The organism is Serratia sp. OLAL2 (assembly GCF_002752475.1).
In the GTDB taxonomy this organism is placed as follows: Bacteria; Pseudomonadota; Gammaproteobacteria; order Enterobacterales; family Enterobacteriaceae; genus Serratia; species Serratia bockelmannii.
Map to the genome: position 1 here is coordinate 39,950 of NZ_MSTL01000004.1, position 15,489 is coordinate 55,438.

Sequence of the window (15,489 nt, forward strand, 5' to 3'; positions counted from 1 at the left end):
AGCTAAAGATGAATAAAATCCGCAACTTATCAAAAAACGTGAAAAATCATTTATATACCACATTGGAGGTATATGGGAGTGTGATTGATTTGCATCAATAAATTGCTCATCGGGAGGGATAAGGTAACCCTAGGAAACCAGAATTTTGAGGCAATAATGAGCAGAGTCAAACTTGCCGTCGTCGGCAATGGCATGGTCGGCCACCGGTTCATCGAAGATCTGTTGGATAAAGCAGACAAAGACCAGTTCGAAATCACCGTATTTTGCGAAGAGCCGCGTATCGCTTACGATCGCGTGCACCTCTCTTCCTACTTCTCTCACCACACCGCCGAAGAGCTGTCGCTGGTGCGCGAAGGCTTTTACGAAAAACACGGCGTAAAGGTACTGGTCGGCGAACGCGCTATCACCATCAATCGTGACGAGAAAGTGATCCACTCCAACACCGGCCGCACCGTCTATTACGACAAGCTAATCATGGCCACCGGTTCCTATCCGTGGATCCCGCCGATTAAAGGCTCGGATAGCCAGGACTGCTTCGTTTACCGCACCATCGAAGACCTGAATGCCATCGAAGCCTGCGCGCGCCGCAGCAAACGGGGCGCGGTGGTCGGAGGCGGGCTGTTGGGGCTGGAAGCCGCCGGCGCGCTGAAAAGCCTGGGGGTGGAAACGCACGTGATCGAGTTCGCTCCGATGCTGATGGCCGAACAGCTCGACCCGATGGGCGGTGACCAGCTGCGCCGTAAGATCGAGCGCATGGGCGTCAAGGTACACACCGGCAAAAATACCCAGGAGATCGTCAACGGCGGCGGCACGGCGCGCAAAACCATGCATTTCGCCGACGGCAGCCTGCTGGAAGTGGATTTCATCGTGTTCTCCACCGGCATCCGCGCCCAGGACAAGCTGGCGCGCCAGTGCGGGCTGGAGATCGGCCGCCGCGGCGGCATCGCCATCAACGACAGCTGCCAGACGTCGGATCCGGACGTGTACGCCATCGGTGAGTGCGCCGCCTGGCGCGATCGCACCTTCGGTCTGGTGGCCCCGGGGTACAAAATGGCGCAGGTGGCCGTCGATCGCCTGCTGGGCCGCGAAAATGGCTTCCAGGGCGCCGACATGAGCGCCAAGCTGAAGCTGCTGGGCGTGGACGTCGGCGGCATCGGCGATGCACACGGCCGCACCGAAGGCGCCCGCAGCTACGTTTATCTGGATGAAAGCAAAGAAGTCTACAAACGCATCGTGGTCAGCGCCGACAATAAAACCCTGCTCGGCGCAGTGCTGGTGGGCGACACCAGCGACTACGGCAACCTGCTGCAGCTGGCGTTGAACGGCATCGAGCTGCCGGAGAACCCGGACGGCCTGATCCTGCCGGCCCATGCGGGCAGCAAACCAGCCATCGGCGTGGACTCGCTGCCGGAAAGCGCGCAGATCTGCTCCTGCTTCGACGTCAGCAAAGGTGACATCATCCAGGCGGTCAACAAAGGCTGCCACACCGTGGCGGCGCTGAAGGCCGAAACCAAGGCCGGCACCGGCTGCGGCGGCTGCATCCCGCTGCTCACCCAGGTACTGAACGCCGAGCTGAGCAAGCAAGGCATCGAGGTCAACCACCACCTGTGCGAACACTTCGCCTATTCACGCCAGGAGCTGTTCCACCTGATCCGCGTCGAAGGCATCAAGTCGTTCGAGGCATTGCTGGCCAAATACGGCAAAGGCTACGGCTGCGAAGTGTGTAAACCGACCGTCGGCTCGCTGCTGGCCTCATGCTGGAACGAGTACATCCTCAAGCCGCAGCATACGCCGCTGCAGGATACCAACGACAACTTCCTCGGCAATATCCAAAAAGACGGCACCTACTCGGTGATCCCGCGCTCCGCCGGCGGCGAAATCACCCCGGACGGCCTGCTGGCCATCGGCCAGATCGCCAAGGAGTACAATCTCTACACCAAAATGACCGGCTCGCAGCGTATCGGCATGTTCGGGGCGCAGAAAGACGATCTGCCGGCCATCTGGAGCAAGCTGCTCGCCGCCGGCTTTGAAACCGGCCACGCGTACGCCAAGGCGCTACGCATGGCGAAAACCTGCGTCGGCAGCACCTGGTGCCGCTACGGCGTCGGCGACAGCGTCGGCTTCGGCGTCACGCTGGAACATCGCTACAAAGGCATCCGCACCCCGCACAAAATGAAGTTCGGCGTCTCGGGCTGCACCCGCGAATGCGCCGAGGCGCAGGGTAAGGACGTCGGCATCATTGCCACCGAGAACGGCTGGAACCTGTATGTTTGCGGCAACGGCGGCATGAAACCGCGCCACGCCGATCTGCTGGCCGCCGATCTCGATCGCGAGACCCTAGTGCGCTACCTCGACCGCTTCATGATGTTCTATATCCGCACCGCCGATAAGCTGCAGCGTACCTCGGTATGGCTGGAGAGCCTGGAAGGTGGCATCGATTACCTACGCAAGGTGATCGTCGACGATAAGCTCGGCATCAACGAGCAGTTGGAAGCGGAGATCGCCCGCCTGCGCGACGCGGTGGTCTGCGAGTGGAAAGAGACCGTCGAGCATCCGGAAACGCAGCTTCGCTTCGCTCACTTCATCAACAGCCCGCTGCGCGATCCGAATGTGCAGGTAGTGGCCGAACGCGACCAGCACCGCCCGGCGCGCCCTGATGAGCGCATTCCCGTCACCCTGATCGATACCGAGGAGAGCCACGCATGAGCCAGTGGATTACCGTTTGTCCCGTCGCCGACATTCTGCCCGGCACCGGCGTGTGCGCCCTGATCGGCGATCGGCAGGTGGCGGTGTTCCGCCCCTATGCCGACGAACAGGTGTTCGCCATCAGCAATATCGACCCGTTCGCCCAGGCCAGCGTGCTGTCACGCGGGCTGATCGCCGAGCATCAAGGCGAACTGTGGGTCGCCAGCCCGCTGAAGAAACAGCATTTCCGCCTGTACGACGGACACTGTCTGGAAGATGACAGCCGTTCCGTCGCCAGCTTCACCAGCCGGGTGATCGACGGCATCGTGCAAGTCGCGGCATAACCTTTCGGGAGGCAACATGTTTACCGACACGATCAACAAATGCGCCGCCAACGCGGCGCGCATCGTCCGCCTGGCGAAGGAGAGCCCGCTCGGCTTCTGGATCAGCTCGGCGATGGCGGGCGCCTACGTCGGCCTCGGCATCATCCTGATCTTCACCCTCGGCAACCTGGCCGACCCAAGCGTGCGGCCGCTGGTGATGGGCGCCACCTTCGGCATCGCGCTGACGCTGGTGATCATCGCCGGTTCCGAACTGTTCACCGGCCATACGATGTTCCTGACGCTCGGCGTCAAGGCCGGCACCATCCGCCAAAGCCAGATGTGGGCAGTGCTGCCGCAAACCTGGTTCGGCAACCTGCTCGGCTCGGTGCTGGTGGCGCTGATGTATTACTACGGCGGCGGTAGCCTGCTGCCGGTGGATACCAGTCTGGTGCACAGCGCCGCATTGGCAAAAACCACCGCGCCGGCCGAGGTGCTGTTCTTCAAGGGCGTGCTGTGCAACTGGCTGGTTTGCCTGGCGATCTGGATGGCGATCCGCGTAGAAGGCGCCGCCAAGTTCATCGCCATTTGGTGGTGTCTGCTGGCCTTTATCGCCTCGGGTTACGAACACTCCGTCGCCAACATGACGCTGTTTGCCCTCTCCTGGTTCGGCAACCACAGCGAGGCCTACACCCTCACCGGCATCGGCCACAACCTGCTGTGGGTGACGCTGGGCAACATCCTGTCCGGCTCGGTGCTAATGGGTCTGGGGTATTGGTACGCCACGCCGCGCGCCGAACGCCCGCAGGCGGCGAAAGCCGCCGTACGTCAGACCGCCTAAGTTTTCGGGGGCGCATTTCGCCCCCACACTGATTACCCCCGAGGAGTGCCGATGGACTACCTGCCGATTTTCTGCCAACTGCAACACAAAGCCTGCCTGCTGGTCGGCGGCGGCGAGATCGCCGAACGCAAGGCGCGCCTGCTGCTGGACGCCGGTGCGGCGCTGACCGTCAACGCCGTAGACTTCACCCCGCAGTTCCGCCTGTGGGCGGCAGAAGGCCGGTTGACGCTGGCCGAAGGCGAATTCAGCCCGGCCCTGCTGGTGGAAAAATGGCTGGTGATCGCCGCTACCGACCGGCTAGAGGTCAACGCACGGGTGTATCAGTGCGCCAACCAGCAGCGGGTGTTCTGCAACGTGGTGGACGATCCGAAACGCGCCAGCTTTATCATGCCGTCGATTATCGACCGTTCGCCGATCATGGTCGCGGTGTCCTCCGGCGGCAAAGCACCGGTGTTGGCGCGGCTGCTGCGCGAGAAGCTGGAAGCGATGCTGCCACAGCACCTCGGCAAGCTGGCCCAACTGGGCGGCTCGCTGCGCCAGCGGGTAAAACAACGCTTCAGCAGCCTCGGCGCGCGTCGGCGCTTCTGGGAACGGTTGTTCGCTCACGATCGGCTGGCGCAGTCGCTGGCCAACGACGACGCCGCGCTGGCTGAACGCCAGCTCGAGCAGCTGTTCAGCGAACAGCCGGCAGATCGCGGTGAAGTGGTGCTGGTGGGCGCCGGGCCGGGCGATGCCGGCCTGCTTACGCTGAAAGGGCTGCAACAAATCCAGCAGGCCGACGTGGTGGTTTACGACCGGCTGGTCTCCGAAGAGATCATGACGCTGGTGCGCCGCGACGCCGAGCGTATCTTCGTCGGCAAATGCGCCGGCCACCACTGCGTGCCGCAGGAGCAGATCAATCAAATCCTGCTGCAGCAGGCGCAGCAAGGCAAACGCGTGGTGCGCCTGAAAGGGGGCGATCCCTTTATCTTCGGCCGCGGCGGCGAAGAGCTGGAGACGCTGGCAGACGCCAACGTGCCGTTCTCGGTGGTGCCGGGCATTACCGCCGCCTCGGGCTGTTCCGCCTACAGCGGCATCCCGCTCACCCACCGCGACCACGCGCAGAGCGTGCGCCTGGTGACCGGCCACGCCAAGGCCGACGGTGGATTGGATTGGGCGACGCTGGCCGCCGGGCAACAGACGCTGGTGTTCTATATGGGGCTATCGCAAGCGGCTGAAATCCAACGCCAGCTGATCGCTAACGGGTTGCCAGCCGCCACGCCGGTGGCACTGGTGGAAAACGGCACCTCTTGCCGCCAACGGGTGATCGAAGGGGAGCTCCGCCAACTGGGCGCCTTGTCCCTTCAGGCCACCAGCCCCAGCCTGATCATCGTCGGCAGCGTGGTCAGTCTGCGCAGCAAGCTCAATTGGTTCGCCAGCGAAGAATCGCCTGCCAGCCTGGCGCAAATGGCATAATACCGACGTAAAAAAAGCGGCCTATGGCCGCTTTTTCTATTTGCGCCGGCGTTATGCCTGCGGCGGTACGAAACCGACGGCCTGATACACCTTCGCCAGGGTTTCCTGCGCGCGTGCGCGGGCTTTGGCGGCGCCGTCGCGCATCACCTGCTGCAGGTAGGCTTCATCGTTGCGGAAGCGGTGATAGCGCTCCTGCAGCTCACCCAGCATGCCGGAGACGGCTTCCGCCACCGCGCCTTTCAGGTGGCCATACATCTGGCCTTCGAACTCGGCTTCCAGCTGCGCGATGCTCTTGCCGGTCACACCGGCGAGAATATCCAACAGGTTGGAGACGCCCGCCTTGTTGACCACGTCGTAACGCACGACAGGCGGCTCTTCCGAGTCGGTCATTGCGCGTTTGATCTTCTTGGTCACCGCTTTCGGATCTTCCAGCAGGCCGATCACGTTGTTGCGGTTGTCGTCCGACTTGGACATCTTCTTGGTCGGCTCCTGCAGCGACATCACGCGCGCGCCGGATTTAGGAATAAACGGCTCCGGCACTTTGAACACGCCGCCGTACAGCGCGTTGAAACGCTGGCCCACGTCGCGGCTCAGCTCCAGGTGTTGTTTCTGGTCTTCGCCCACCGGCACCTGGTTGGTTTGATACAGCAGGATGTCTGCCGCCATCAGCACCGGATAGCTGAACAGCCCGGCGTTAATGTTCTCCGCGTAGCGCGCGGATTTGTCCTTGAACTGCGTCATGCGGCTCAGTTCGCCGAAATAGGTGTAGCAGTTCAGCACCCAGCTCAGCTGCGTGTGCTCAGGCACGTGCGACTGCACGAAGATGGTGCTTTTTTCCGGATCGATACCGCAGGCCAGGTACAGCGCCAGCGTATCCAGCGTGGCCTTGCGCAGCTTCTCGGCGTCCTGGCGAACGGTGATGGCATGCAGATCGACGATGCAGTAGATGCAGTCGTAGTCGTCCTGCATCTGCACCCACTGACGCAGCGCACCCATGTAGTTGCCGATGGTCAGTTCGCCGGACGGCTGCGCGCCGCTAAATACGATGGGCTTACTCATGTTTAAATTTCCTGATTCTCTAAAGATGACAGCCCAAGAGCGGGCAACAAATCGGCGAAGCGCTCCAACACCCGATCGGGGTGGCTCAGGGCGATCGATTCACCGTAGTTATAACCGTAGGTAAAGCCGACGCTCGGGCAACCGGCGCCCTGTGCGGCTTGAATATCGTTGCGCGAGTCGCCAACGAACAGCAGTTCATGCGCGCGCAGCCCAAGCTTGCCGAGCACCAGGTACAGCGGTGCCGGGTGCGGTTTCTTTTCCGTCACGTCGTCGCCGCCGATCACCAGCGAGAAATAATCGCCAATGCCCAACGATGCCAGCAGCGGCGCCACGAACGGCGTCGGCTTGTTAGTCACCAGCGCCATCGGGTAACCGTGTGCGGCCAGGCGGACCAGCGTCTCTTGCACCTGCGGGAACAGGCGGCTGCCGCTGTCAACGGTCTGCGCGTAGAAATGGTCGAAACGCTCACGCAGCCGGCTGCACTGCGCCGGCGTGCCTTCCGCTTCCGCCCAGCGCAGCGCGCGTTGCACCAGCACGTCGGCGCCGTTGCCGATCCAGGTGCCGACCCGTTCCTCACCCGCTTGCGGCAGGCCCGTCTCTTCCAGCGCCATATCGATGGCCGCCGCCAGACCCGGCGCGCTGTCGACCAGCGTGCCGTCCAGATCGAAGGCCAATGCGCGGATCGCGCCGAAATCAGCCATGGGTAACCTTCGCCAGCTCGCTGCGCATCTCGTCGATCACCTTGCGGTAGTCCGGCTGGCCAAAGATGGCGGAACCGGCGACGAACATATCGGCGCCCGCGGCGGCGATTTCAGCGATGTTATCCACCTTCACACCGCCGTCGACTTCCAGGCGGATATCGCGACCACTGTCGTCGATCAATTTGCGCACCTGGCGCAGCTTGTCCAGAGTACCGTGGATGAACGATTGGCCGCCGAAGCCCGGGTTGACCGACATCAGCAGGATCACGTCGATTTTATCCATCACGTAATCGAGGTAGCTCAGCGGCGTCGCCGGGTTGAACACCAGGCCGGCTTTACAGCCGTGCTCTTTAATTAGCTGAATGGTGCGATCGACATGCTCGGAAGCTTCAGGGTGGAAAGAGATATAAGACGCGCCTGCCTTGGCGAAATCAGGCACGATGCGGTCCACCGGCTTGACCATCAGGTGCACGTCAATCGGCGCAGTAATGCCGTAGTTGCGCAGCGCTTCGCACACCATCGGACCGATGGTCAGATTGGGCACGTAGTGGTTATCCATCACGTCGAAGTGCACCACGTCGCCGCCTGCAGCCAGCACGTTAGCGGTATCTTCACCTAACCGGGCAAAATCTGCCGACAGAATGGACGGGGCAATCAAGAACTTTTTCATCCGCTTCTCCAAACGTAGGGTCGAGTTGTTATGCGCCGGGGTGCCCCGGCTTAGCGATACAGCGCCAAAAGCTCGTTCACTTTGCTGCGGCCGAGAATGTTGCGGCTGATTGTGCGGCGCGCTTTCACCACATACAGCGCAGCATTCTGGTACCAGTCGCGCGTCAGCTCGGTATCGTGATTGGAGATCAATACCGGTACCTGGCTCTCTACCGAGAGCTGGTGCGCCAGTTGCGCCAGGCTCTGCTGATCGGCGATGCTGAAGCTGTTGGTGTGGTAAGCGGTGAAATTCGCCGTCGCCGACAGCGGCGCATAAGGCGGATCGCAATACACCACGGCACCGGCCACGGCCTTCGCCATGGTATCGCGGTAATGCTCGCAGACAAAAGTGGCATTGCGCGATTTTTCGGCAAACCAGTAGAGCTCTTCTTCCGGGAAGTACGGTTTCTTGTACCGGCCAAACGGCACGTTGAACTCGCCGCGCAGGTTATAGCGACACAGGCCGTTATAGCAGTGACGGTTCAGGTACAGGAACAGCAGCGCCCGGCGGTAAGGCTCGGTGCTAGTATTGAACTCTTCTCGCAGCAGGTAAAACTGATCCGAGTTATTGAATTCATCGGCGAAAAGCGTGCGGGCATCGCGCACGAAGTCATCCGTGCGCAGCTTAACGATGTTATACAGGTTGATAAGATCGCTATTGATGTCGGCGAGAATGTAGGCGTCGTAATCCGTATTCAGAAAGACGGATCCCGCACCCACGAAGGGCTCGATTAAGCAGTCTCCCGCCGGCAGATGGCGACGAATCTCATCTACCAGCGGGTATTTTCCACCAGCCCATTTTAAAAAAGCGCGGTTTTTCTTCATGCCGTCAATTAGCTACTTATACAATTCAGAGCGGCGGATTGTACTCTGTTTCAGACAGCACATCAGCGCACAAATTTAAATGATTTATTTTTTAAGATCTTGCTGCACTTGGTGTACAGGTCGGACCCACGGTTTTTTCGCCTGCACATCCGCCGGCAACGAAGCAATGGCGCGCTTCGCTTCCGCAGAAGACGCATAGTTGCCGCTCACCAGCACGTACCACGGTTTGCCGTCACGCTTGGTGGCGTACACCAGGTAGTTCTGCAGCTTCTGCTGTTTGGCGTAGGCGTTCAGCGTGTCGGAACGCGAAGCGCTGCTCAGCTGCAAGGTATAGTGGCTGCCCGGCGCAGACTGCAGTGAACTGCCGCTGCTGGCGACCGCTCCCGCTTTCGCGGTGGAAGACGGCTTGGCCGGCGGCGTATACACCGTGGTCGGTGATTTATGCTGCGTCGCGGTCGGTTTGGTGGCGGCGGTTTTCGCCGGCGTTTTATGCTGTTGCGGTGCGGTGCCCTGCACAGGACGCGTCGCTTCGCGCGCCGCGGCGCCGCTCATCACCGTCGCCGGTGCGGTCGGCAGCGTCGACGCTGCGCCGGTCATGCCTTGAGTCGCGGCATCCACCTGCCCCTGCTGCTGCGACAGCGCATCCGCCATGTTGCCCGGCAAATCGACGCGCTGCTGCGCGCCGCCCTGCTGAGGCTGCGTTTGCGCTTCGGTCGGTGTGCCGGAGATCGGCGGAACGCTGCCGTTCTGCGGTTGCTGCGGCTGAGTCGCGCTCACGCCGTTGTTATCGTGGGTATCCGTCGTGCCGCCCGGCACGCCGTTATTGGCGGTGGTCAGCGACGAAGAACCGGACAGGTTGATATCGCGGGCCGCGCCGTTTTGCGCGCCGCTCTCCTGAGCCGCTTCATGTTTGGTTGGCGCCTTCAGGGCGGAACCGATGCCGATAATCAGCAGCAACAGCACCAAAATGCCGATGCCAATCATCAAATGCTGGCGCGAAACGGCGAAGCGCGGCGCGGCGGCCGGCTTGCGCGAACGCGTAGGACGACGATCGCTGCTATCAGGTCTGAGATCGTCTTCCGGTTTAAACTCGTCCATCTGAAACCCTCCAACTAGAGGCAAAAGCCCACCACCGTAGACCTACCGTGGCACGGGCAGATTAACCCGATGATGGCAAAGCGACACCCGTCGTGCTCTGCTCACTGTATTAATATAGATGCAAATGGCGGCTAAGCCACTGTTACTTAGTCCGATTTAATTACGCTGCTGCTCAGGCAAGCAGGCGGCGATCGACGCCAGCACCAGCTCATGCCCTACGCCGCCGCGCACTTCCGCCGCACCGATCATGGTCGGCAGCACCAGACGCAGTTCACCCGCCAGCACTTTCTTGTCACGCAACATGTGCGGCAGATAGGATTCCGGCGTCATTTCCTGCGGCCCGCAGACCGGCAAGCCGGCGCGCAGCAGCAGCGCTTTGATACGTTCGATGTCTTCAACAGAGAACTGGCCGAGACGGTGCGCGGTTTCCGCCGCCATCACCATGCCTGCAGCCACCGCTTCACCGTGCAGCCACACGCCGTAGCCCATCTCGGCTTCGATAGCATGACCGTAAGTATGGCCCAGATTCAGCAGGGCGCGCAGACCGCTTTCGCGTTCGTCGGCGGCCACCACCTCGGCCTTCAGTTCGCAGCAGCGGCGGATACAGTAGGCCAACGCCTGCATATCCAACGCCATCAGCGCATCGATGTTATTTTCCAACCAGACGAAGAACTCGCGATCGAGGATGATCCCGTATTTGATGACTTCGGCCAGGCCGGAAGAGAGTTCACGCATCGGCAACGTTTTCAGGCAATCCAGATCAACCACCACCGAAGCGGGTTGATAGAAAGCGCCGATCATGTTTTTGCCGAGCGGGTGGTTGACGGCGGTCTTGCCGCCTACGGAGGAGTCCACCTGCGACAACAGCGTGGTGGGAACCTGAATGAAGCGCACGCCGCGTTGGTAACACGCGGCGGCAAAACCGGTCAGATCGCCGACAACGCCGCCACCGAGGGCGATCAGCGTGGTATCGCGACCGTGCGGTTTTTCGAGCAGCGCCGAAAACACCTGCTCCAACACCGCCAGAGATTTGTACTGCTCACCATCGGGAAGAATCACCTGATCCACCACGACGCCGCTCTGCTCCAGCACCTGCCGGACACGCTCGAGATAGAGCGGCGCCAGGGTCTGGTTGGTGACCAACATCGCTTGCTCACCCGCCTTTAACGGCATAAAAGAAGCCGGATCGTTAAACAATCCGGCGGCAATGGTAATCGGGTAGCTGCGCTCCCCAAGCGTTACAGTAATTCTCTCCATGTCGCGCTCAGTTCTCTGTATGGTGCGGCGGTGGTTGATCCCCGCAACAGCGGGGAACACAAATCAGTTTTTCGCATTGGCCGACGGCGAACGCGAAAATTGGCAATCAGTTGCTTTCCAGCATGTTGATGATCTGGTTAGCAACCACTTTAGCGCTCTGATCGTCGGTGCGGATGGTGACATCGGCAATCTCTTCATACAACGGATTACGTTCTTTCGCCAAGGCTTCCAGCACTTCACGCGGCGGAGAATCAACCTGCAGCAGCGGGCGTTTTTTATCACGCTGAGTGCGAGCCAGCTGCTTCTCGATCGTGGTTTCCAGATAGACCACCACGCCGCGCGCGGACAGACGGTTGCGCGTTTCGCGCGACTTCACCGAACCGCCGCCGGTCGCCAACACAATCCCTTGTTTTTCCGTCAGTTCATTAATGACTTTTTCTTCACGATCGCGGAAACCTTCTTCCCCTTCCACGTCGAATACCCAGCCCACGTCAGCTCCGGTACGTCGCTCAATTTCTTGATCGGAGTCGAAGAACTCCATATTGAGTTGCTGAGCTAACTGACGGCCAATAGTGCTTTTGCCGGCACCCATAGGCCCAACCAGAAAGATATTGCGTTTCTCTGCCATGTTTTTCGGTATTACTAAGACAATTCGTTAATGTTAACCCGCCCCGCCAATCAAATCAGCGGCGGGACCTAAACTGAAACCTCATGAGCGATAGTGCGAGATCAGACGAAAAATTATCTCAACACTCTTGGTAGTTTGGCAACCGAATAAATCGCAATCCACGCCGCGGGAGGGAAACCATATGTTTTTAACGGCGTCTTGACGCTAACAAAAAACCTCGGTGCTCAATTCGGTAACCCTTGTAAGCTAAATCGGCCGCAGCGTCAAACGCAGATCCCCCCAAGGGGATAAAAAAGTGTATCTGCTCATCAACTTTAGGAGATTTGCCGCCCAGCCGACAGGCAGCCGCTTATCCCTTAATCAAGGTCGGCGTAATGAAGATCACCAGCTCGCGTTTTTTCTGTTGTACGCCACTTTGCCGGAACAAGCCCCCCAGCAGTGGCGCATCTCCCAATCCCGGCACCTTGTCCGCCGTCTTGCCGCTATGCCGTTGAAAAATACCGCCGAGCACCAGGGTTTCACCGCTTTTCACCGTGATCTGCGTCTTAATCTCCTGTTTATCGATGGTCAATGCCTCCCCCGCCCCGCGGCTGATGGCGCGTCCCGGCATATTTTGGCTGATGTGCAACGTCAGCGTGATGCGCCCGTCCGGCAACACTTTCGGCGTCACCTCCATGCCCAGCACCGCCTCTTTGAACTCAATCGCGGTCGCACCGCTGGCGCCGCTCGACACTTCATAAGGGATCTCCGTCCCCTGTTTGATGCTGGCGGTTTGCAGGTGCGCCGTCAGCAAACGCGGGCTGGCGATGATCTCCACCTGATTCTCCTGCTCCAGCGCCGTCAGCTCGAGGCTCAGCAAACGCCCGCTGATGCGCGCCAAATGGAAACCGGCGCTCACCGCGCTGCGCTCCAACGGCAGATTAACGCCGAGATTGCCCGGCCGCAGCGGCCGCGTCGGTTTTTCGTCGGCCGCCAATCCCCAACGCACGCCAAGTTCACGCAGGCTTTCGCTGTTGATGGTCACGATATGCGCCGCCAGCTGCACCTGTGCCAGCGGCGCGTCCATTTCCGTCACCCTTTTTTTCAACTGCGCCAGGATTGGCGCCGTGTCGCGCAGTAACAGCGTATTGGTGCGCTTATCCGCCAGCACGCTGCCACGCTCGCTGAGCAAGGCGCCGCGTTGAGCATTGAGGCTTTCGGCAATCTCCGCCGCATCGCCGTTTTGTAACGTCAGGGTCAGGCTGTGCAAAGGCTGCCGCTGCGCCAGCGCTTCTCGTTGCTGTTTTTTTTCCTGCGCGTCCGGCTCCGGGGCGACCAGCATCACGCACCCCTCCCGCGTCATCGTCAGCTTGCCCATACGCAGGGTCAGCGCCAGCGCCTGAGGCCAGGGCACATTCTCCAGCCGCAGCGTCAGGTTGCCGCTTACGCCGGGCGCGACGATCAGGTTCATCTGCCGATAATCCGCCAGCGCCTGCAGGATGACCGTCACTGGCGCATCCTGGAACTCCAGGGAAACCTGCTGTTTATCCTGCGCCTGGACGATGCCGAGCGACAGACACCACAACGCCACGCCCAATCCAGCGAGTCCTTTCATGGTTTGCCATCCTTGTTGTTGCCCATCATGAGCGAGATGTCGCCCTGGCTCGCCGGACAATCCGGTTCGGCCGCCAGCGCCGTTAACGTCAGGCTGCGCGCCCGCACCTGCGCCACCTGCCAACGCTCGTCCAGCACCCACTGCTGCGGCCGCAGGCGCAACCACTGCCCTGCCGGCGTCACCACCCAGCCATAGCGCAGCGGCGGTTGCCCGATGACGCCTTTCAGTCGCCAACCCGCCGGCGATGCCTCCTTATGGGCACAAACAGGCAGCGGAGGCGGCGCAAACGGATCGCGCGGTTCTGCACACAAGGCCCACGGCCATAGCAGCCACCACCAACGGCCCGGTCTTTTACTCATCGGCCTGCTCCTCGGCGGCATCCTGCAACACCAACCGCGCCGTCATGCCCTGCGGCGGCGTTTCCACGCTCAATTGTTCGAGACGCAAATCGGCGGGCAGCGCCTCCAACAGCGCCAACAAACCGGCATAATCAATGCGCAAACTCAGCGTTTGCCGCAGCGGTTTTTCCTGCCGCTGCCAGCGCAACAAGGCGCCCCCCGCTTGTTGCAGCACGTTCGCCAGATCGCCGGCGGTGGTCGGACCGATCGGCGTTGGCGGCATAGGGGCTTCCGGCGCCTCGTCCAGTTGGTGCTGTACCATGGAAATCTGTTGCAACAGGCGCTGTTGCCGCTCCGCCGCGTTTTCCCGCTGACGCCATTCGTCTTGCAGCAGCCAACCGCCGCCCAACAGCGCCAGCGTGCCGATGCCCAGCCCTTGCGCCACCAGCAATAGCCAGCCCGGCAAGTTCAGCCAAAAGCGCAGCCCGGATGACAAACGGCTATCCATCACGCCCCCACTGCGCCGCCAGATGAAAGGAATACAGACCGTCGTCCCGTTGCGTTACCTCAGCCAAACGCAGCCGTGGCAACGCAGGCATCCCCGCCAGCCGCCGTTCGAACTGCGTGATGGCCGCAGGAGAGCGGCTCAATCCACGCAGCCGCAGACCGTTCGTCGCATCGCTGTCCAGCGCCGTGAGCCACAGCGGTGGAGGAATGCTGAAGGACAATTGCTGAAGCAACTGCAAATAACGCCGGTTATGTTGGCCGTTGCGCGCCTGCCGTTCGGCGCGGGCGCTGTGCAGCGCTCGCTGCGCCCGCTCTTGCTGCTGCTGATGGGCGAGCAACGTCAAGGCCGCCAGCTCTTCACCCAGCATCGTTAGCCGCGCCTGCCGCTGCGCCTGTTGGTGACGCAGTTGGCCGGCAACCAGAAACAGCGCCAGCAGCAGTAGCGTTACCTGCAACAGCAGCGCACCCAGCCAGAAACAGCCGCGCCGCCGATCGCGGCGCTGTCGCCAGGGCAGAAAGTTGACCTGATACATCAGCGATCCTCCTCGCGCAGCGCCAGACCACCGGCCAATGCGAACGCCGCAGGATGCGCAGGCAACGGTGGGCGCAACTGCGTGAAGGCGCTGAGCGGCGACCAGGCAAGGCAACCGGTGGGCAAGGCACCTGCCAGCACGCTGCCGGCATAGACCGGCCGATCGTCGCCCGCCGGCATCTGGGCTTGCAGCGCCCGCAGCGCCTGCGCGTCATCGTCGCCCGGCGCCAGACCAAAGGCGAACGCGCCGTCAGCCGGCGCCACCCACAGCCATTCTCGTTCGAGACGGTGCATCAGCCCCGCAGCGGGCGGTACGCCTGCCGCCGTCGCCATCATCCGCAGCGCACAAGGGGTGATATCGACCGCTTGCGGATGCAGGCCAGCCTGACGCAAACAATGCAGCCACTGCTGCAGCTCCTGCCGCCGCGCGGCGGTCAGCAACAGCGCCGCCTCATCCGCCGGCGCGGTGCGATAGTCGAGCGCCAGCGTCTGGCCATCGAGCGGAAACTGCTTCAAACCGTGGCCACCGATATAGTCGCTGCGTTCCGGCTCGCGCAGCCGCGCGTCCGGCTGCGCCATGCGCTGCTGCAACACGCGCTGCGCCGGCAGAGCAATGCGTAAGGAAATATGTCGCGGCAGTTGAACGCGCCATTGCCGCAGCGCCCGGTTCAGGAATTCGGAAGGTTCCAGGCAGCCATCGCGTAAAACCGCCTGCGGCAGCGCCTGCTGCCACCAGTGGCGCAACTGCCAGCCATTGCGGCGGCGTTGGGCCGCCACCGCGCGCACGCAGTCGATTTGTATATCCAGCCCCACCTGCCATGCTTGAGGGAACATGTTTCGCAAGCCTCCATAACATCAGATGATAAAAGAACATATCCATGTCGCAGGCTTGCCTTTATACTACCGCGCGGTTGTTTATAAACTGCCCAAATGACTTAGAA

16 protein-coding genes are annotated in these 15,489 nt (G+C 61.3%); 4 read left to right on the plus strand and 12 right to left on the minus strand.

Annotated features, from left to right (window positions below):
• Window positions 1–156: 156 nt before the first annotated feature.
• From nirB to cysG, 4 genes are read left to right on the plus strand one after another with little or no spacing between them, the layout of a single operon-like run.
• Window positions 157–2,706 (plus strand): nitrite reductase large subunit NirB, encoded by a 2,550-nt coding sequence (nirB, locus tag BVU99_RS04875; RefSeq protein ID WP_043138880.1) that lies wholly within the window; start codon window positions 157–159, stop codon window positions 2,704–2,706.
• Window positions 2,703–3,029 (plus strand): nitrite reductase small subunit NirD, encoded by a 327-nt coding sequence (gene nirD, locus BVU99_RS04880; protein WP_049294944.1) that lies wholly within the window; start codon window positions 2,703–2,705, stop codon window positions 3,027–3,029. Before nirB ends, nirD begins: the two co-directional genes overlap by 4 nt.
• Window positions 3,030–3,045: 16 nt before the next feature.
• Window positions 3,046–3,846: a nitrite transporter NirC gene (gene nirC, locus BVU99_RS04885; RefSeq protein WP_049206055.1), complete on the plus strand. Its 801-nt coding sequence runs from the start codon at window positions 3,046–3,048 to the stop codon at window positions 3,844–3,846.
• 51 nt (window positions 3,847–3,897) lie between these two features.
• Window positions 3,898–5,301 carry a siroheme synthase CysG gene (gene cysG / locus BVU99_RS04890; protein ID WP_089196325.1) on the plus strand — a complete coding sequence of 468 codons (1,404 nt, stop codon included), beginning with the start codon at window positions 3,898–3,900 and terminating at the stop codon, window positions 5,299–5,301.
• A 51-nt stretch (window positions 5,302–5,352) separates the two neighbouring features.
• On the opposite strand, the gene trpS is transcribed toward cysG, so the two are convergent.
• The 12 genes from trpS to pilM form a co-directional block, all read right to left on the minus strand.
• Window positions 5,353–6,360, minus strand: a complete 1,008-nt coding sequence (gene trpS, locus BVU99_RS04895; RefSeq protein ID WP_099817001.1) for a tryptophan--tRNA ligase — start codon at window positions 6,358–6,360, stop codon at window positions 5,353–5,355.
• Window positions 6,361–6,362: 2 nt separating this feature from the next.
• The gene (locus BVU99_RS04900) at window positions 6,363–7,061 is read right to left on the minus strand and encodes a phosphoglycolate phosphatase (RefSeq protein ID WP_043138894.1); all 699 of its coding nucleotides are present in this window, start codon (window positions 7,059–7,061) and stop codon (window positions 6,363–6,365) included.
• Window positions 7,054–7,731 carry a ribulose-phosphate 3-epimerase gene (rpe, locus tag BVU99_RS04905; RefSeq protein ID WP_004930320.1) on the minus strand — a complete coding sequence of 226 codons (678 nt, stop codon included), beginning with the start codon at window positions 7,729–7,731 and terminating at the stop codon, window positions 7,054–7,056. The genes BVU99_RS04900 and rpe overlap by 8 nt, the downstream gene beginning before the upstream one ends.
• A 50-nt stretch (window positions 7,732–7,781) precedes the next feature.
• Window positions 7,782–8,594 (minus strand): adenine-specific DNA-methyltransferase, encoded by an 813-nt coding sequence (dam, locus tag BVU99_RS04910; protein ID WP_025304536.1) that lies wholly within the window; start codon window positions 8,592–8,594, stop codon window positions 7,782–7,784.
• An 84-nt stretch (window positions 8,595–8,678) separates the two neighbouring features.
• Entirely contained in the window at window positions 8,679–9,692 is a 1,014-nt protein-coding gene (locus tag BVU99_RS04915) for an SPOR domain-containing protein (protein ID WP_099817742.1), read from the minus strand.
• A 156-nt stretch (window positions 9,693–9,848) separates the two neighbouring features.
• Window positions 9,849–10,949 carry a 3-dehydroquinate synthase gene (aroB, locus tag BVU99_RS04920; protein ID WP_043138898.1) on the minus strand — a complete coding sequence of 367 codons (1,101 nt, stop codon included), beginning with the start codon at window positions 10,947–10,949 and terminating at the stop codon, window positions 9,849–9,851.
• Between the two features lie 106 nt (window positions 10,950–11,055).
• Window positions 11,056–11,577 (minus strand): shikimate kinase AroK, encoded by a 522-nt coding sequence (gene aroK / locus BVU99_RS04925; RefSeq protein ID WP_004391482.1) that lies wholly within the window; start codon window positions 11,575–11,577, stop codon window positions 11,056–11,058.
• A 349-nt stretch (window positions 11,578–11,926) separates the two neighbouring features.
• On the minus strand, window positions 11,927–13,171 hold the full coding sequence (hofQ, locus tag BVU99_RS04930; RefSeq protein ID WP_099817002.1) for a DNA uptake porin HofQ: 1,245 nt from the start codon (window positions 13,169–13,171) through the stop codon (window positions 11,927–11,929).
• The gene (locus BVU99_RS04935) at window positions 13,168–13,530 is read right to left on the minus strand and encodes a HofP DNA utilization family protein (protein WP_099817003.1); all 363 of its coding nucleotides are present in this window, start codon (window positions 13,528–13,530) and stop codon (window positions 13,168–13,170) included. The genes hofQ and BVU99_RS04935 overlap by 4 nt, the downstream gene beginning before the upstream one ends.
• Window positions 13,523–14,017: a hypothetical protein gene (locus BVU99_RS04940; RefSeq protein WP_099817004.1), complete on the minus strand. Its 495-nt coding sequence runs from the start codon at window positions 14,015–14,017 to the stop codon at window positions 13,523–13,525. The genes BVU99_RS04935 and BVU99_RS04940 overlap by 8 nt, the downstream gene beginning before the upstream one ends.
• On the minus strand, window positions 14,010–14,549 hold the full coding sequence (locus BVU99_RS04945) for a PilN domain-containing protein (RefSeq protein ID WP_049208842.1): 540 nt from the start codon (window positions 14,547–14,549) through the stop codon (window positions 14,010–14,012). The genes BVU99_RS04940 and BVU99_RS04945 overlap by 8 nt, the downstream gene beginning before the upstream one ends.
• The gene (pilM, locus tag BVU99_RS04950) at window positions 14,549–15,382 is read right to left on the minus strand and encodes a pilus assembly protein PilM (protein WP_099817005.1); all 834 of its coding nucleotides are present in this window, start codon (window positions 15,380–15,382) and stop codon (window positions 14,549–14,551) included. The genes BVU99_RS04945 and pilM overlap by 1 nt, the downstream gene beginning before the upstream one ends.
• Window positions 15,383–15,489 lie beyond the last annotated feature (107 nt).